Source organism: Desulfurispirillum alkaliphilum (assembly GCF_055378285.1).
In genome coordinates this window covers 2431456-2449214 of record NZ_AP042405.1, presented here as the reverse complement: position 1 = coordinate 2449214, position 17759 = coordinate 2431456, and the positions used below count along the sequence as shown (strand labels likewise).

Annotated in this window: 16 protein-coding genes; 7 read left to right on the top strand and 9 right to left on the bottom strand. The window is 55.6% G+C overall.

Annotated features, from left to right (window positions below; all coding sequences use genetic code 11):
• The first annotated feature begins 13 nt into the window (after positions 1–13).
• Genes ACZ46I_RS11005 through ACZ46I_RS10980 form a run of 6 tightly spaced genes read left to right on the top strand, consistent with a single transcriptional unit; the run spans position 14 to position 5829 of the window.
• Complete coding sequence (locus tag ACZ46I_RS11005; protein ID WP_464280807.1) at positions 14–2839, top strand: monovalent cation/H+ antiporter subunit A; 2826 nt, start codon at positions 14–16, stop codon at positions 2837–2839.
• Positions 2839–3171 carry a Na+/H+ antiporter subunit C gene (locus tag ACZ46I_RS11000; protein WP_013505804.1) on the top strand — a complete coding sequence of 111 codons (333 nt, stop codon included), beginning with the start codon at positions 2839–2841 and terminating at the stop codon, positions 3169–3171. The genes ACZ46I_RS11005 and ACZ46I_RS11000 overlap by 1 nt, the downstream gene beginning before the upstream one ends.
• Entirely contained in the window at positions 3168–4736 is a 1569-nt protein-coding gene (locus ACZ46I_RS10995; protein ID WP_464280806.1) for a monovalent cation/H+ antiporter subunit D, read from the top strand. The genes ACZ46I_RS11000 and ACZ46I_RS10995 overlap by 4 nt, the downstream gene beginning before the upstream one ends.
• Entirely contained in the window at positions 4736–5236 is a 501-nt protein-coding gene (locus ACZ46I_RS10990) for a Na+/H+ antiporter subunit E (RefSeq protein ID WP_013505806.1), read from the top strand. Before ACZ46I_RS10995 ends, ACZ46I_RS10990 begins: the two co-directional genes overlap by 1 nt.
• Positions 5230–5499 (top strand): K+/H+ antiporter subunit F, encoded by a 270-nt coding sequence (locus ACZ46I_RS10985; protein ID WP_226508977.1) that lies wholly within the window; start codon positions 5230–5232, stop codon positions 5497–5499. The genes ACZ46I_RS10990 and ACZ46I_RS10985 overlap by 7 nt, the downstream gene beginning before the upstream one ends.
• 9 nt (positions 5500–5508) lie before the next feature.
• A complete protein-coding gene (locus tag ACZ46I_RS10980; protein ID WP_013505808.1) occupies positions 5509–5829 on the top strand; it encodes a Na+/H+ antiporter subunit G in 321 nt (106 codons plus the stop codon).
• 72 nt (positions 5830–5901) lie between these two features.
• Here the strand turns inward: ACZ46I_RS10980 and ACZ46I_RS10975 are convergent, their stop codons facing one another.
• The 9 genes from ACZ46I_RS10975 to ACZ46I_RS10935 form a co-directional block, all read right to left on the bottom strand.
• Complete coding sequence (locus ACZ46I_RS10975; protein ID WP_464280805.1) at positions 5902–7368, bottom strand: DEAD/DEAH box helicase; 1467 nt, start codon at positions 7366–7368, stop codon at positions 5902–5904.
• A gap of 221 nt (positions 7369–7589) precedes the next feature.
• The gene (locus tag ACZ46I_RS10970) at positions 7590–8114 is read right to left on the bottom strand and encodes an adenine phosphoribosyltransferase (RefSeq protein WP_013505810.1); all 525 of its coding nucleotides are present in this window, start codon (positions 8112–8114) and stop codon (positions 7590–7592) included.
• Between the two features lie 238 nt (positions 8115–8352).
• The gene (locus tag ACZ46I_RS10965; protein ID WP_464280804.1) at positions 8353–11895 is read right to left on the bottom strand and encodes a CHASE domain-containing protein; all 3543 of its coding nucleotides are present in this window, start codon (positions 11893–11895) and stop codon (positions 8353–8355) included.
• 122 nt (positions 11896–12017) lie between these two features.
• Positions 12018–12752 carry a radical SAM protein gene (locus ACZ46I_RS10960; RefSeq protein WP_049871100.1) on the bottom strand — a complete coding sequence of 245 codons (735 nt, stop codon included), beginning with the start codon at positions 12750–12752 and terminating at the stop codon, positions 12018–12020.
• A 127-nt stretch (positions 12753–12879) separates the two neighbouring features.
• Complete coding sequence (gene sppA / locus ACZ46I_RS10955) at positions 12880–13713, bottom strand: signal peptide peptidase SppA (RefSeq protein WP_226508980.1); 834 nt, start codon at positions 13711–13713, stop codon at positions 12880–12882.
• Positions 13714–13751: 38 nt separating this feature from the next.
• Complete coding sequence (locus tag ACZ46I_RS10950; protein ID WP_464280803.1) at positions 13752–15176, bottom strand: aldehyde dehydrogenase family protein; 1425 nt, start codon at positions 15174–15176, stop codon at positions 13752–13754.
• 31 nt (positions 15177–15207) lie between these two features.
• Positions 15208–15705, bottom strand: coding sequence for a MogA/MoaB family molybdenum cofactor biosynthesis protein (locus tag ACZ46I_RS10945; protein WP_464280802.1), 498 nt, complete (start codon positions 15703–15705; stop codon positions 15208–15210).
• On the bottom strand, positions 15702–16352 hold the full coding sequence (queC, locus tag ACZ46I_RS10940; RefSeq protein ID WP_013505816.1) for a 7-cyano-7-deazaguanine synthase QueC: 651 nt from the start codon (positions 16350–16352) through the stop codon (positions 15702–15704). The genes ACZ46I_RS10945 and queC overlap by 4 nt, the downstream gene beginning before the upstream one ends.
• A gap of 1 nt (position 16353) precedes the next feature.
• Positions 16354–16974 carry a site-2 protease family protein gene (locus ACZ46I_RS10935; protein ID WP_464280801.1) on the bottom strand — a complete coding sequence of 207 codons (621 nt, stop codon included), beginning with the start codon at positions 16972–16974 and terminating at the stop codon, positions 16354–16356.
• A 146-nt stretch (positions 16975–17120) separates the two neighbouring features.
• Here ACZ46I_RS10935 and ACZ46I_RS10930 point away from each other — a divergent pair, with 146 nt between their 5' ends.
• Entirely contained in the window at positions 17121–17702 is a 582-nt protein-coding gene (locus ACZ46I_RS10930) for a TMEM165/GDT1 family protein (RefSeq protein WP_464280800.1), read from the top strand.
• Positions 17703–17759 lie beyond the last annotated feature (57 nt).

The following is a 17759-nucleotide window of genomic DNA, read 5'->3' as shown; positions in this document are numbered from 1 at the left end:
AAGTTGCGGAACTATGAGCTTACCACTGATTCCTCTGCTGCCTCTCCTGGGGGCCATCATACCCCCGCTGTTTCAGAGTCGAAATGCCAATGCCATCAGTGCCGGTGTTATCGCGGCTTTATCACTGTTGCTGCTCCTGCTTCACGCGCCAGCAGTATTTTCCGGTGAAATGCCTCTGGTCAGCTGGAGCTGGGTTCCGGCCATCGGCCTGAACTTTGCCTTCCGTGTCAGCGGTTTCGGCTTTTTCTTTGCCTTTCTCATCCTTTTTATCGGCCTGCTGATCATCCTCTATGCCCGTTATTACATCAGCGCTGAAGATCCCATGGGGCGTTTCTACAGTTACCTGCTCCTTTTCATGGGCTCCATGCTGGGGATCGTCCTCTCCGAAAACCTGATTCTGCTGGTGATGTTCTGGGAGCTTACCAGTATCAGCTCCTTTCTGCTGATCGGCTTCTGGAGCTACCGCACCGATGCCCGTGAGGGCGCGCGCATGGCTCTGGTCATTACCGGTGCCGGTGGACTGGCCATGCTGGCGGGATTTATCCTGCTGGGCAACATGGTGGGCAGTTTTGAACTGACCGATGTCCTGGCTGCAAAAGACATTGTGCATGCCCATCCCCTCTATCCGGTTATGCTGATTCTGGTGCTGCTGGGTGCCTTTACCAAGTCGGCCCAGTTCCCCTTCCAGTTCTGGTTACCCCACGCCATGGCGGCTCCCACCCCTGTCAGCGCCTACCTGCACTCGGCAACCATGGTCAAGGCCGGGGTTTTCCTGTTGGCCCTGCTCTTCCCCGTGCTTTCCGGCAGCTCACTGTGGTTTTATATTGTCACTCCCGTCGGTCTGGCGACCCTTATGTTCGCTGCCTACATGGCCATTTTTAAAGATGACCTCAAGGGCCTGCTGGCCTATTCCACAGTCAGCCACCTGGGCCTGATCACCTTGCTGCTGGGCCTTGGCAGCCCCCTGGCGGCCTTCACGGCGGTGTTCCATATTCTCAACCATGCTACCTTCAAGGCCGGGCTCTTTATGCTGGCCGGTATCATTGACCATGAAACCGGAACCCGTGACATGAAGAAACTGGCAGGCCTCTGGAAGTATATGCCTATTACTGGCACGCTGGTTATGGTTGGCTGCGCCTCCATGGCCGGGGTTCCCTTGTTTAACGGTTTCCTGAGCAAGGAGATGTTCCTGGCGGAAACCCTGGAGCCGAACCTCTTTGGCGCAGCTTCCTGGATTGTTCCCCTGGGGGCGACCCTGGCGGCGATCTTCGCCGTGGCCTACTCTATCCGTATGGTGCATGACGTGTTCTTCAATGGCGAAGCACAGGATCTGCCCAAAAAGCCCCATGAGCCACCCCACGGCATGCGTCTGCCTTCGGAAATCCTGATGGTGCTCTGTGTGGCCGTCGGCCTCTTCCCGGCCCTGCTGGCTGGCCCCATCGTCAATGTCGCAGCCGGAAGCATCCTGGGTGCCGACTTGCCCGACTACCATATTGCCATCTGGCATGGCTTCAACATGGCCCTGGCTCTGAGTGTCATCGCCCTGATCGGTGGTGCCGCCCTCTACTTCTTCAAGTCCAAGGCCTTTGATGCCCACACCTGGTTTTATGCCCACTTTGATGGCAAGGGGAATTTTGAGGCCATTATCAGCGCCCTGGTTAAAAGCTCGCGCTGGATTACCGGAACTCTGGAAAACGGCTCATTGCAGCGATATCTGGCGCTGCTGGTCGGTTCAGCCCTGATACTGGGAGCCAGTCCGTTTCTCGGCAGCGCTTCACCGTTCCTCGGCACACTCCCCATGACGGCTATTGATCCAGTGACGCTGGTAATGGCTCTCGTGCTTGTGGTCGCGACGGTGGCCACGGTCCTGACCCATCACAATCGCATTGTGTCGCTGCTGATGCTCAGCACCGTGGGTCTGCTGGTCTCGCTGGCCTTTGTGCGCTTCTCGGCGCCGGATCTGGCCCTGACCCAGATCTCTGTAGAGGTGGTGACGATTATTCTGCTGTTGATGGCACTGCACATGCTGCCCCGCACGACACCCCAGGAGTCCACTCCCGCCAGGCGCTGGCGTGATATCACCATCGCCGGCCTCTCGGGCGCGGGTATTGCCGCTCTGATGATGGCTTTCTTTACCCGCCCCTACGACACCATTGCGACCTACTTCCTCGAAAACAGTAAACCTTTGGGAGGCGGCACCAATGTGGTGAACGTCATCCTGGTTGACTTCCGGGGCTTTGATACTCTGGGGGAAATTGCGGTTCTTGGCATAGCCGGCCTTGGCATTTACGCCATGCTGCATGGCCTTGAGCTCAAAGCGCCCCGTACCGATGCCTTTGGCCGCTTCTGGTCTTCCGATCGCTTCCCAGTTATTCTGGCATCCATCACCAGACCGCTGCTGCCACTGGCGCTGCTGTTCTCCTTCTACATTTTCCTGCGTGGTCACAATGAGCCAGGTGGCGGCTTTATCGCCGGATTGATTACGGCGACCGTCCTTATCCTGCAGTATATTGCCAGTGGTATTGTCTGGACGCGTCCGCGCCTGAACTTTGACAACCATATCATCATGGCCTGGGGTCTGCTGATTGCCGTGCTGACGGGCCTTGGCAGCTGGGTTGTGGGCTATCCCTTCCTTACCAGCTCCTTCACCTACCTGACCTGGCCGCTGGTGGGTACCTTTGAAGTGGCCAGTGCCATCGCCTTTGACATCGGCGTGTACCTGACGGTTATCGGCTCGGTGCTGCTGATCCTGGTAAAACTCGGGTCCATGAACTCTCCTGATGCCATGACCGTCTCAACGGCTGCCATGGAACAGGAAAAAGGAAAGAGGAGCAACTGATGGAACTGCTTGTATCTCTCTGCCTCGGTCTGCTGGTAGCCTGTGGCGTCTATCTTATGCTCAGGGCAAGAACCTTTCCCGTCGTGGTGGGTCTGACCATGATTGGTTACGCGGTAAATATGTTTCTGTTTTTTTCGGGTCGCATTCACAGCAATCTTCCCGCGGTCATTTCCCCGGACCGGGTCGCCTATGCTGACCCATTGCCCCAGGCGCTCGTGCTGACGGCTATCGTCATCGGTTTCGGCATGACGGCCTTTGTGGTCGTGCTGGCCCTCAGGGCCAAAGGCGAGCTGGGAACCGATCATGTTGACGGGAAGGAGAGCGCCCAATGAGTCACTTTGTCGCACTGCCTCTGCTGTTGCCGCTTATCGTCGGTATCCTCATGGTCATGGGTGTCAATCGCAGCCTGCACTGGCAACGTTCCCTCGGATTGCTCAGCACGGTTTCGCTGGTTGTCATTACAGGCATTCTGCTGCTGCAGAGTGCATCTGGGCCCATTCAGGTTTATGCCATGGGGGACTGGAATCCGCCCTTTGGTATTGTGCTCGTGGTCGATCGTCTCAGCGCGTTCATGATCTTCATTACTGCGGTGCTGTCACTGTTCTGCCTGCTCTACGCCATGGGCGGAACCGACTCCCTGGGCAAGAACTTTCACGCCCTTTTCCAGATGCAGCTGCTGGGGATCAATGGCGCCTTCATGACAGGCGATATCTTTAACCTCTTTGTCTTCTTTGAAATCATGCTGCTGGCCTCCTACGGACTGGTGCTCCACGGCGGTGGCGCGAAACGCACAGCAGCCAGCCTGCACTATGTGGTTATCAACCTGCTGGGTTCCGCGCTCTTCCTGGTCGGGGTGGGCGTGCTCTACAGCATACTCGGCAGCCTGAACATGGCCGACCTGGCCGTGCGCATGAGTCTGGCAGGGGAAGAGAACGCAGCGCTGCTGCAGGCCAGTGGCCTGATTCTCTTCAGCGTCTTTGCTCTCAAGGCCGCCATGCTGCCCCTCTATTTCTGGCTTCCCAATACCTATGGCTTTACCAGTGCGCCAGTGGCCGCGCTCTTCGCCATTATGACCAAGGTTGGCGTCTATGTCATCCTGCGGGTGTACAGCCTGATATTCGGTGAGCATGCCGGCGTGGCGGCCAATCTCGTAGAGCCCTGGCTGTTGCCCGTGGCGCTGATCACCCTGGTATGCGGCGCCATTGGCGTTGTGGCGGCCCGTGACCTGCGCCGTGCCATTGCCTATATGGTGGTGGTCTCCGTGGGAACGCTCCTGGCCGTAATAGGCACCTTCACTGCCGACGCCATTGCTTCGGCGCTGGTCTATCTGCCCCACACCACCTTCGTGACGGCGGGCATGTTCCTGGTTGCCGACATGATTCGTCAGCAGCGCATTCACGAGGCCACCACCCTGCGTCCGGATCTGCCAGTGGCCCAGCATCATCTGCTGGGGCTGCTCTTTTTCGCAGGCGCCATCGCCATTGCCGGTCTGCCACCCCTGAGTGGCTTCATGGCGAAAGCCATGATGCTGGTTGCGGTACAGCAGAGTTCTTCAGTGGCCTTTATCTGGGCGATTATCCTGCTGGGTGGCCTGATGGGACTGATTGCCATTGGCCGCGCCGGCAGCATTATCTTCTGGAAAGTCCTGCCCCTTGATGATGGTGGAAAGGATGCCTATACGAAAAAGCCCCATCCCGATGCGCGCATATTCTCCCTGGGCTACGCGTTCCCCGCGCTTGCCCTGATTGCCATCAGTCCGTTGCTGGTAATGTTTGCCGGCCCTTTAAGTGAGTTTGCCACCGCAGCGTCCCAGCAGATCACGACTCCCACCGAGTATATCCGTGCTGTGCTGGGATCTGATGCCGTTGCCCTTATGAAAATCGCGGGAGGTCAGTGATGAAATCCAGTAAGTGGCTCCCCCACCCCCTGATGACCGTTGTACTGATTGTTCTGTGGTTGCTGCTGAACAATACCTTCTCATTCGGGCACGTGGTGCTCGGAGCGGTGTTTGGTGTGGCTATTCCCCTGTTTACCAACAAATTCTGGCCGGAGCGTCCCTGCATCTCAAGCTACCGCAAGTTTTTCCACTTTTTCTTTGTGGTCTTTCTCTATGACGTGGTGGTGGCGAATATTACCGTGGTGCGGCTGATACTCCAGCCCGATATTGGCAAGCTGCAGCCGGATTTCATCGAGATACCCCTTGAGGCTGCCGATGACCTGGTCATCTCCATACTGGCCAGTGTCATTTCCCTGACGCCGGGGACGGTTTCTTCGGAAGTCAGCGCCGACCGCAAAACCCTGCTGGTGCATAACCTGAATGTTCCTGACAAGCAGGAGGCAATACAGGCCATAAAAACCCGATATGAAGCACCACTGAAGGAGATATTCTCATGCTGAGCATCGCCATACCCATTGCCTTTGTCATGATGTGTATTGCCCAGTTGCTGAACCTCTATCGCCTGCTGAAGGGTCCCAGCCTGCCCGATCGCATTCTGGCCCTGGATACCATGTATATCAACGCCATTGCGCTGTTTATCCTGCTGGGAATTTTCTTTGACACCACCACCTACTTTGAAGCGGCGCTGATCATTGCCGTCATGGGTTTTATCAGCACCGTTGCCGCCAGCAAGTATCTGCTGCGCGGCGACATCGTGGAATAAGGAGTCGCCATGATTATCGTGGAATTCATCGTTTCATTCTTCATTCTGGTGGGGGCATTTTTCGCCTTGGCTGGCTCCATCGGTCTCTATCGACTGCGGGATTTCTTTACCCGCCTGCATGGTCCCACAAAGGCCACGACCCTCGGCGTTGGCGGCATCGCCGTGGCATCTGCCATCTACTTCAGTTTCCAGCAAAGCGGCATCAGCCTGCATGAAGTGCTGATAACGCTCTTTCTCTTTATCACCGCGCCCATCAGCGCGCACTTTCTGGCCAAGGCTGCCCTGCATCAGAATCTCAAGAAGGACGATGCTGAATCTGGCCAGGAGTGAGGTTTCCGCAAAGCAAAAATCCGAAGCACCAGGTGGTGCTTCGGATTTTTTTTTGAGAGCAGGGGACGGCACTTATTTCTTGCGCGGCGCGGAACCCGTGTGTTTGACACGCTTGTTGGCAGGTTTGAATGGTTTTTTTGGTCCGCTGGATTTTCGGCCTTTCACAAAAGGTGCTTTGGGCTTCAATTTATCCTTCTCGAAGACGACGCGCTGGATTTCCCGGTAGGAGGCCGGATCAAGCTCATCGCGATAAACGTGTTGAATCAGCGCCGCCACGATATTCTGGGCGGAATGCTTCTGCAGGATGTCCTGGGCAAAGTCGCCGTGCTGCCGGTATTCGCCGCTTTCGATGAGACTCTCGAGCGCTCCGGCGATGCTCTCTTTTTTCAGCTTGATAACCGTATTCACATCGGGCAGTTCCTGGCGGCGGATGGTCGTCTGGGTAATCTTCTGAATAAAGGCCAGTTTACGGAACTCCGCCGGACTGATAAAGGTGATGGCGGTACCTTCCTTGCCGGCACGGCCTGTGCGGCCGACGCGGTGGACGTAGCTTTCGGGGCTCTGGGGCAGTGAGAAGTTGATGACGTGGGTGAGGTTCTGCACATCAATGCCACGAGCCGCCACATCCGTGGCCACCAGAATGTTGAGACGCTTGCGGCGGAAGGCATCCAGGATCTTTTCCCGCTGATTTTGGGAGACATCACCGTGGAGGGCTTCGGTGACATATTTTCGATGCTGCAGCCTGCGTGTGATCTCATCGGCATCCACCTTGGTCCGGCAGAACACCACACCGTAGAAATCGGGGGTGATGTCGATGACCCGGCACAGGGCTTCAAATTTATCGGCTTCACGAACTTCGTAATAGATCTGGTCGGTCAGTGAAGTGGTCTTCTGGGTTTGCTCGGCTACCACATGTTCATAGGTGGACATGTAGCGTTTGGCAAGATTGAGTATAGGGCGGGGCATGGTGGCGGAGAAGAGCAGCATGCGCTTTTCGGCGGGGGTGTGCTGCAGGATATTTTCGATATCTTCGATGAAGCCCATGTTGAGCATTTCATCAGCTTCGTCCAGCACCACATACTCCAGGTGGCTCAGGTCAAGGTTGCCCCGGTCGATCAGATCCTGGATACGGCCGGGGGTGCCCACGGCAATGTGAACGCCCCGGCGCAGTTTCTGAATCTGCAGGCCAATGGACTGTCCGCCATAGAGGGTTGCAATATCAAGCTTCATGGAACCGCACAGAGAGGTGATCTCGTCGGCGACCTGCAGGGCCAGTTCCCGGGTGGGGGTCAGGATGAGGGCCTGGATCTGGCGGCGTTCCGGTTTGACCGTTTCGATGATGGGCAGACCAAAGGCGGCAGTTTTTCCGGTGCCGGTCTGTGCCTGGCCCACCACGTCCACATGCTGATGGAGCACCAGGGGGATGCAGGCCTTCTGAATGCTTGTTGGTTTTTCAAATCCCTTTTCGCGCAGGGCCTGGAGTGTTTGTGCTGAGAGTCCAAGGGATTCAAAGGAATCCACTGGTGAAGATGCGGTCATTGATTGTCCTTTACTGTGTGTGTTTCATGGAACGCTATTATCCTTGCGACAAACACACACTTGACACTTGGGGAAACCGCAAAAGGCATGGTGGCGCGTGAATAATAAGGCGTACTGCTACTGCCCGAGGGCGGGAGCCACAGGGGTGGCTCAGTCTCAAAGGCGTGGGGATAGTATAGGAAATATCATCCGTTGGCAACCACTATGAAGGTTCCTGCAGATTATTCCTCAACATCAAAGCTCATGAGAGAGAAACAGGGAATATCGTTGACCAGCTCTCTGCCGCCAAGCCCATTGAGTTCTACCAGGAAAACCGCTTCCACAGGGGTTGCGCCAAGCTGGCGAATCAGCTGGCCCGTAGCTCTGACGGTGCCGCCGGTAGCCAGCAGGTCGTCGGCGATGAGTACTTTCTGGCCTGGTTGCAGGGCATCTTCATGAATGTGCAGCTCATCTTCGCCGTACTCCAGGGCGTACCTGGTAGAAATGGTCTTCGCTGGCAGTTTTCCCGCTTTGCGAACGACGACCAGAGAGCAACCGAGCTTATAGGCCAGGGCACTGCCGATAATGAAGCCCCGTGATTCCACCGCTACTATGGCATCAAGCTTGCTGCCCACATGGCGGTCAGCGATGACGTCCACGGCGGTCTGGAAAGCACGGGGGTCCTGGAGCAGTGGGGTGATGTCCTTGAAAACAATTCCTGGTTTCGGAAAGTCGACAACATCGCGGATTTTACTGGCAAAGTCCAAAGGTTCCTCCATTGTATACATGAAAATGATTCGTATGCACTATCTCACAGCTTGCTGAAATACTCAAAACGCAAGTTTCGCACCTCCGAAACAGCAGATTATCGACGCTCACTCTGACACCAGGCTGGAGTGCAAAAGCGGCTCAGGAAAAAAGGTTTTTCGATACTTCCATTGAGTCTGTGTTTTCAGCACTTCCGCGAAAGATTACGGCTTTTCTTGTGTCTGGCAGTTCCCGCTGTTACAGCATGTCTTTAACCCTCAGGATAAAGCGCGCTCCGAACTCCGTGTTCTCTGCCATAACTGAGCCTTGATAGCGGTCGACGATAATGCGTTGCACCAGATAGAGGCCGAGCCCTTTATCGCGACTCATGAAAGCGGTGGTGACATACGGATCAAACACCCTGGGCAGTATCTCCGCGCGGATTCCACCTGCGTTATCTTCAATTGTAATGATGGTTTCGGCACCCTGGCTTTCGGCGGCGATCATGATCTGGGCTCCTTCCAGATGACGCTCATCAACGATGTTTGCGACATTTTCCAGCAGCTTCAGGAAAATCTCCACCCAGTCGGAACGACATGCGCGCAGGGTCAGGCCAGGATCAATGGTACAGCAGACCTCGATACCTCGCCCACGCAGGTGGCCGAGCAGCAGCTCTTTTGCTTCTTCGCACAGATCCCTCAAGGCGTAGGATGCAGGTATATCCTTGGCATCGTGAAGGCCGGTGAAGCGGTCAATGATAGTGGAGAGGTCTTCAAGCTGTCCCATGATGCCATTGACCCATTTTTTTACAAAGAGTCGTTGCTGGTGATCCAGTTCAAGTTCATCTTCAATCTGCTGAGCCAGCAGTCCGATGACATTCAGAGGCTGGCGCCACTGGTGAGCCAGGTTGACCAGCAATTGCAGCAGGGCTTCCTTGCGACGCTGCTCATAGATGATAAGATCTTGCTGGCGCACCTGTTCGATACCCTGTCTGATTTGCTCGTGCAGCTCTTCTTCGTGGCGTTTGCGCTCGGTGATATCGGTGAAGAGGGTCGCGAACTGCCCTTTGCCGGTATTGAATGCCCGCACATGGAAGTGCCGGCCAAGCTCGACGGAGTACTGGTCAAACACCTTCTCTTCCCCTGACAGGGCCACCCCGGCATAACACTGAATCCATATATCCTCTATTTCGGGCATAATTTCGCGGATGGTTCTGCCGACGACATCCATGCCTTTGAGCCCGGTCAGCTGTTCAAAAGCAGGGTTTACCGTCAGAAAGCGGTAATCTATAGCGGTTCCCTGTTCGTTGCACAGCATTTCATGCAGGGCAAACCCGTCGAGCATGCGCTGAAAGAGCATGCGGTAGTGCTGCTCAGCTCGCCGGTGTTCGGTGATGTCCCGGCTGATGGTCAGCACGGAGCTGACAGTGCCATCGGCGTTAAACTCCGGCACCAGCCGCCAGTTATACTGGCGGTATCCCAATGCTCCGTCATAGGAATACTCCAGTTCATTTGCCTGGCCACTGGCGAAGACCTGCATGACGGCTTCATGCCATGCGCGCGGCAAGCCAAGGTCCATATGGGTTTTTCCCAGGAGGCTAGCTGGTTCGTGGGCGCCTGTCAGGGCGATATTGTCGGAGGCGAATACGTGGCGGCCTTCGTGGTCGAAACGCAAGACAATATCCGGCAGTCCGCTTACCAGGGCCCGATAGGTTTCTTCACTCTCCTGAAGCTTCTGCCTGGCCAGGTACTCCTCAGTGACATCACGGAAGACCAGCACCGCTCCACTGACGGTACCCGCTTTGTCGCGAATGGGGGCGCAGCTGTCAGCGATCTGGTATTCTGTTCCATCGCGGGAAATAAGCACAGTGTGGTTGGCAAGGCCAACAATGACTCCCTCACGGAGTGAGCGTTCTACCGGATTGAAAGCCGTCTGTCGGGTTGTGGCGTGGACAATGTGAAAAATTTCTGTGATGGGATGTCCGATCGCCTGTTCCTCATGCCAGCCTGTCAGTGCCTGAGCCACCAGGTTGAGGCCGGTGACGTTGCCCGACGCGTCGGTGCTGATAACCCCATCGCCAATACTTCGCAGGGTTGCGTAAAGGTACTCATTACTGGAGTGCAGAGCCTGGGTGCGTTCCTGAACCAGATGTTCAAGTTCAGTGTGCCTGTTGATAAACGTGGCGACCAGCAGAGTCAGGGCAGACGTTATCAGCAGTCCTGAGAGAAGGGTCAGTGTTATCATGTTATTGGGGTGCATGGCATGGAAGCTGGTGCCAGGCTCTGCCGATACCATAAAAGCTTTGCCGAAAACCAGCAGGGGGCGGTTAACGGAAAAGTCTGGTGTGCGGTCGTGGTGCGCAAGCGCCTGATCTGTGGAGGTCAGCAAAAGGGGGGGGTGGCCGGTGCGCAGCTGCCAGATATCCAGATGCATCAATGGAGTCTGCGGGTTCCATGTTCCGCCTGTGGTGCTTGCCAACAGTGATTCCAGTGGGAGAACGGAGGTGATAAAACCCCTGAGAACTTCTGTGTTCTGTTGGAATATTGGCAGGTACAACAGGAGCCCATATTCACGGTATTCGCCTTTCTGAAGAACCAGGGGATCCGAGGCGGATGGTATTCCATCATTCAGGGTTGTTTCCATGGCAATGCGGCGCAAGGGTTCCGACGCGATATCAAAGCCAAGAACATGCTCATTGCCAGCCAAAGGAGCCCGGTAGAGCAGTGGATAGTAGAGATCTCGATCCTGCGCGGGAATAATTCTCCCTGAGTCGTTACGCTCCCATATCCGGAAAGAAGGGGTGATTTCGCGTCTCGCGTTTGCTTCAAAGGCTTCACGGTCGTTGCGCGGAACAAGAGGGCTCCAGGAAAGTGCGTCTATAGCGGGTATATGCAGAAGATGACTGGTGTACTCCTGGAAATCCTCCATGGACAGATCGGGTTTCCCTGCCATAAAGCTGGAGAGTCCCGCCAGGCTGATGTCACGCAGGATGTTGAGGGTTATGGAGAGTCCCAGGGACTCGGTGTCGGCCATCTGCTCAAAGGTTCGCTGGATACGCTGCTGTTCGAAGGTATAGCTCATCCATGTACCACAAAGTGTCAGGGTAAGGCCGCACAGGGCGACGATCCAGACCTGCGTGTGGCGCACACGATGCAGATTTTCCCGCTGTTGAAAGTGCTGAATGAATCGTCCGCACAGAAGAGTTCCCATGAGCAAAGCACAGGTTACCAGAGGGATGAGAGCAGCGCCGCGGGAGTGATAACGGATTTTTACTGCGTCCGCTTCGGCTTTGAGAACCGCCAGCAGCTGGCCAGTGTTTGCGTGGGTAACTGGGATAAGAACGTGTATCTGTCTGCCGCGCTCCGTCTTCAGCGGCCCAATGAGATATTCAGCACCGGTCTGCATGGCTTCAGCCACACCCGGAGACGTTTGTGCCGGGACAGGATCGCCTTCTGTGAAATCGACACCTGTCTCAAGCAGAGTGACAAGAGTGCCGTTATGATCGTGCTTCAGGAGAGAGATAATTTCAATACTGGGATAGAGAGGAACCAAAGCTGCGAGTTGCTCCTGCAGACGCCGGTAGGCGGGCTGCTGTCTGTCCCTGATGGAGCCGTCAAAGTCTGCGATGTGCTGCTGGTTCAGAGCCTGGGCGATCAGTCGGGCGTCACGCTGAAGCCCCTGAAGTATATGCTGGTGACGGGTTTCAATGGTAAACCAGCTTGACAGCACGCCAAACAGGAGAACAAGCGCAGCGGCTGCCATAAAAGGTTCTTTCAGAATCCAGCGGAAGGTATGTTTCACAGGCTTCCTTTCATAAGGCTCCCGGCTCATTGAATCTCGACTAGAGAGAAAGTGTTCTTGAGGATTCCCACTCTTGTGTTTCTGCGAAATTAAAGTACCTGACGTACTCTGAGATGCTTGAATTATATATTGCCAGTATAGACAAAGTTACATTTTTTTTCCCGGATTTTATCCGCAACACGAAGTACCTGCTCGCGGGTGGTAGCTGGCTCATGGGATTGGTAGCGGGGGAAATAGGCACTGATATGCCAGGGGATCGTGGTAGAGATGGCGCAGACGTCTTCTATGAGCTGATCCATGACAGTATCAGTGATAGAGGGAATCAGCAGGGTTGTCAGCTCTATATGTACTCCCGCCTCAAAGGCGGTGGCAATATTGCGCAGCACCTGTCCATAACCCCCTGGCGCCTTGCAGATGGTTCGGTATATCCCTTCATCACCTTTGAGGTCGATATTCATGGCGCTGATCCAGGGCGTCAGTTCCTGCCAAGGCGCGTCGCTGAGGTAGCCATTAGTGATCAAAGCGGTATGCATTCCCGCTTCACGGACGGCACGGGCGCAGTCGATGGTGAACTCATAGGCTATGGAGGGTTCGGCATAGGTAAAGCTGAGTATGGAGGTGCCGGATTTCTTCAGCTGAGCCAGAATATGGGCAAAGCTGAGCACAGGGATCTGCTCGTACAGGTCGGGGGAGAATTCACAGGAAATGGGGAAGTTCTGGCAGTGTTGGCAGCGCATGTTACAGCCACCACAGCTGATGCTCAGGGTGCCCTGGCCCGGGAAAAAACGGGCCAGGGGCTTTTTTTCAATGGGGTCAATATGCGTGCTGATAACCCTTCCATAGGAGAGTGCTTCCATGCGCCCGCCCCGATTGTGACGTATCCTGCATATGCCGCTGTTGCCTGGGGCGATCACGCACCTGTGAGGACAAAGATCGCAGCGCAGCTGTTGATCGTTCATAGGGCTCCAGTACCGGGCTTCCATGTCAATCCAGCAGATACATCATGGAAACGGAGGTGTCAAAGGTTGCCTGAACGGTCGAGAGCAGCTCTCTCAAACGCTCTCCTCGGCTGCGCTGATAGACGAAATAGTTGTCCGGGTGTACCTGCAGCTCCTGGGCGAATTTGTTGCGAAACTCGTGATAGGATGAAATCTCATCAGCCAGGCCATACTCAACAGCTCGCAGGCCACTGAAGATACGTCCGTCGGCAATGTCAATGAGCAGTTGTTTGTCCATATCCCGCGAGCTGGCAATAGCGTTCACGAACTCATCGTAGCTGTCACCGATCAACTCTTCGAGGATCCTGCGTTCGTCGTCGCCAAGGGGCTGGTTGGTGCTGAGGATGTTCTTGAAGGGGCCGGTTTTGACCGTGATCTCTTCAATGCCGATTTTCTCGTAGAGCTCCCGGGCATTGATGGAGCGGATGATAACCCCTATGCTGCCGGTTATGGTGGTGCTCTGGGTGCCGATGCGATCTGCACCTATGGTGGCGAAGAGCGCGCCACTGGCGGCCAGGCCGTCATGGAATGCCCACACGGGTTTGGGATAGTGGCGAATAAGAGAGTACAGCTCCTGTGAGGGCGTGACCACGCCGCCAGGTGAATTGACCCGCACCAGGACGCCGGTGATCATGGGATTGCGGGCGAAATCGTCCAGGGCGCCGGACACAAAATCTATGTCATAGAGAATGCCCTCAAGGGTAACCAGTCCGATATGGGGCTCTTTCAACTTCTTCTGACGGTCCATGGAGCTGATGACCGCGCTGGTCACAAAGATGATAACCAGCAGGATCAGGAACCACTTGATAAATTTCGTCATGTATCGCCTTCCATCTCATGAAATTCGGAAAACCACGTTCAGTTCAGATTAAACATCACCGTCTTCAGTTCGGTCATTTCCTCCACACTGAAACGGGCTCCCTCGCGGCCGGTTCCGCTGAGCTTCACGCCGCCATAGGGCATGTTGTCAACGCGGAACGTTGGCATGTCATTGACCATGACACCGCCGACATGCATGTGATCAACGGCGTAGAAAGCCGTCTTGATGTCTGTGGTAAAGATGCCCGCCTGCAGGCCGAACTGGGAGTCATTCACCCGTGCCACCGCTTCCTCGATGTTGTCGTAGGCCATCAGGCAGACGACCGGGGCAAATGCCTCCTCCCACACCACGGTCATCTTTTCTGTGGTGTTCTCCAGCACCGTGGGTTCCATCAGTGTGCCGCGCCGTTTGCCACCGCAGAGTATCGTCGCCCCTTGTGTGAGTGCTTCCTGCACCCATTTTTCGATGCGCTCCGCTTCCCTTTCCTCAATCATGGGGCCGACAAGGGTCTGCTCCTGCATGGGGTCACCGGTTACCGCCTGTTTCACTGCCTCCACAAAAGCCGTGCGGAATTCCTCGTAGCGTGAGCGGTGTACGTAGATGCGCTGAATACTGATGCATACCTGGCCCGAATTGGCGAAGCCTCCGATGACACAGCGGGGGAGCGCTTTCTGGATGTCAGCGTCCTGGTGGATGACCACTGCTGAGTTGGAGCCAAGCTCCAGTGTCACTTTTTTTATACCTGAAGCAGCCTTGATTCCAAGTCCTACTCCCGGGGAACCAGTAAATGTGATCATATCCAGTTTCTCGGAGGTGACCATGGCGTTGCCGACAGTGGATCCTGAACCAACCAGCAGGTTGATGCCTTCTGCCGGCAGTCCGACTTCAAGCAGGAGCTCTACCAGTTTGATAGATGTCAGTGGTGTAGTGGAAGCGGGTTTGAGGACAACGGGGCAGCCAGCCGCGATGGCGGGGCCGACTTTATGGGCGACGAGGTTGAGTGGAAAGTTAAAGGGCGTTATGGCGCCAATGGCCCCCACGGGGTAGCGACGGAAGTAGCCGAAGCGACCGGAACCGGTCGCGGCTGCATCAAAGGGAATCAGTTCGCCACACAGACGGCGGGCTTCATCGGCGGCGAACTGAAAGGTTTCTACACTGCGATCCACTTCCCCACGGGCAAAGCTGATGCCTTTGCCAGCTTCGAGGGCAATAGTGCGGGCGATCTCCTCTTTATCCCTGGCAATAGCGTGGCTCAGACGATCAAGGATCTCGCCCCGTTGTCTGGCAGTCAGTTGCGCCATGGTGCTGCGAGCCGCACTGGCCGATGACAGGGCGCGTTCGGTTACCTCGGAAGTCGCCTGACAGACTTTTGCGATGACACTGCCATCGTAGGGGTTGCAAACGTCAATGGTTGTGCCGGTATCCATCCACTGGCCGGCTACATAGAGCTTATGTGTCAGCATATACCCTCCTGTTTCTGGGAAATGTGTTCTTTCAGGGTGCAGAAGCACAGTCGCTGGGATCACCGTGAATTTTTTTTATGGTGTGGAACAGGGCTGGTTCTATGGCAGCCAGATTTTCCCTCGCTCCCTTTTCCGATCCGGGCAGGTTCACAATCAGGCTGGCCTTGCAGATGCCCACCACGGCCCGGGAGATCATGGCGTGGGGAGTCTTGAGCATGCTGGCGGCGCGCATGGCTTCGGCCATGCCGGGGATTTCCTTTTCCACCACCATGCGCGTTGCTTCAGGGGTGACGTCACGGGGAGACACGCCGGTTCCGCCGGTGGTCAGGACAAGGGCAATATTTTCTTTGACAGCTTTGCGGAGAGCTTCTTCTATCATATCGCTGGTGTCCGGCAGAATCACCGGCTCCGGCTCGACGGCGAATCCCAGCTCCCGCAGCCTGCTGACCAGAGCCGGGCCACTGGTGTCAGTGCGCTGCCCTGTATACCCTTTGTCGCTTAATGTGATAACTCGTGCTGAATAGGTCATTGTGCCTCTTCTATGGCCCGTTTCATGCGCAGGCAGCTTTCACAGGTGCCGCAGGGAACCTCTTCACCCTTGTAACAGCTCCAGATAAGCTCCATGGGGAAAGCGTTACGCATGAGGTAGCCGGCAATCTCCTTTTTGTCCATGTCGATGGTGCCACTGACCACAAACAGGGTATCCAGGGTAGAGAAGTGCAAAGCACCGTTGGCGGCCATCAGGAAGTCCCGTGAGTTGTCAGGGAAGGTTTGCGCCTCTTCGACATTGAACCCCGTGATAATGTGCTGACAGCCCATGCTCTCGGCAAAGACCGCGGCAATATTGATGAACAGGCCGTTGCGGTTGGGAACCCAGACGCTGCGGGCGCTCTGCTCCGATTGTCTGGTGTCATTGATGTCAATATTTTCGGGGATGGTGCCGCGATTGAGGCTTGAGTTGCTCAAACGGGCCAGAAAGGGCAGTTCGACGGTTTCATGGGGTATACCCAAGTGATCACAGATGGCCGCAGCAGCGGCAATTTCCTTCTCTTGCGCCAGCTGTCCGTAGGCCATGGTCAACGCGTGCCGGACAACACCTCCATCGTGCAGGTATTTCAGCAGGGCACAGGTTGAGTCCATGCCCCCGGAAAGCAGGGCAACGGCTGATGGTTTCATATTACACCCCCAGGAGTAAGCGGAAAGTTTGAATCAAGGGCCAGATAACTTTCTGGGTTCCACCGAAAAACAGCAGGGCCAGGATTATGAAAAAACCGTAAGGTTCAATACGGGCGACCTGATAGGCCTGTCGGTCTGGCAGCAGTGATACGAGAATGCGGCCGCCGTCCAGTGGGGGGATGGGGATGAGGTTAAAGATCCCCAGGGCCAGGTTGATGATCACCCCCATCTGCACCATGAGAAAGATGGGGTACACATAGACCATGGCATCGGCGCTGACCTGCATGTCTTTCATGGCGTGGAAGATCACGGCGAAGACGCACGCCAGGGTAAAATTGGCAGCCGGCCCGGCCAGGGCCACCCACATCATGTCCCGTTTCGGGTTGGCGAAGTAGCGGTAGTCAACGGGCACCGGTTTGGCCCAGCCGATAATCTGCGTCACTATGAGGGTCAGTGTGCCCAGTGCGTCCAGGTGTTTGATCGGGTTGAGGGTAAGCCGCCCCTGATTCTTGGCCGTGGGATCACCGAGCCGATAGGCCACGTAGCCGTGGGCCAGCTCGTGGAAGGTAATGGCAATGAGGAGCACGGGAAGCGCTATGATCAGTCGTTGTATCCATTCCATGGGGTAATCTGTCCTTTAATCGGGAAGTGTATGGTGATACTATCACAGCAGGTTGCGGTTGCACAGCGTGATGACGTGGAATTTCAGAAGCTGTTTCCTCTGTAACCGCTGCGTGGTGCAGCAGCCTCCGAGCAAGGGAGTACCAGGTGGGTTCCTATCACGAAGCCTTTATAATGGCATTTACCCTGGCGTTTCCAGCGGAAATGTATGACAAATCGCAGATCATGATTCTCTTTCTGCTCACGATCTATGCTCCACCCCATGTCTTTGCCGGAGCCATAATCGGGGTGCTGCTGGCCAACGTCCCCGTGATTATCCTGGCATCCTATGTGGGTGCGCCCCTGTCAGCGATCTACACTTCAGGGCTGTGTTTTGTCTTTTTTGCGCTGCTTGGCCTGTACATGCTCTATTCGCGACCGCCGGGCAATGTTATCCGCAAGAGCGTGCGGGAGTTTTCCAATCCCGTATACACTTGCGCGCTGGCATGTTTTGTGACAGAGTTCGGCGACAAAACCCAGGGGGTTATGGCCGGACTGGCGCTCCACTACAGTACTCCGGTGCCACTTATCATGGGTTTTGCCTTTGCTGCCATCCTCTCCACATATGTGGTGGTAACCTTTAAAGACATGGTGACGGTGAATATCTTCCACCTGTATCGTCTCAGTGGGTATGTCTTTGTGGGTTTTGGTCTGATGATGGGGCTGGGGATGCTGAGCCTGGTTTTCTGAAGAGTGTCAGCTTCCACAGAGCAGCGCTCATGTGCCTTTGTCACACCTTTTATGATT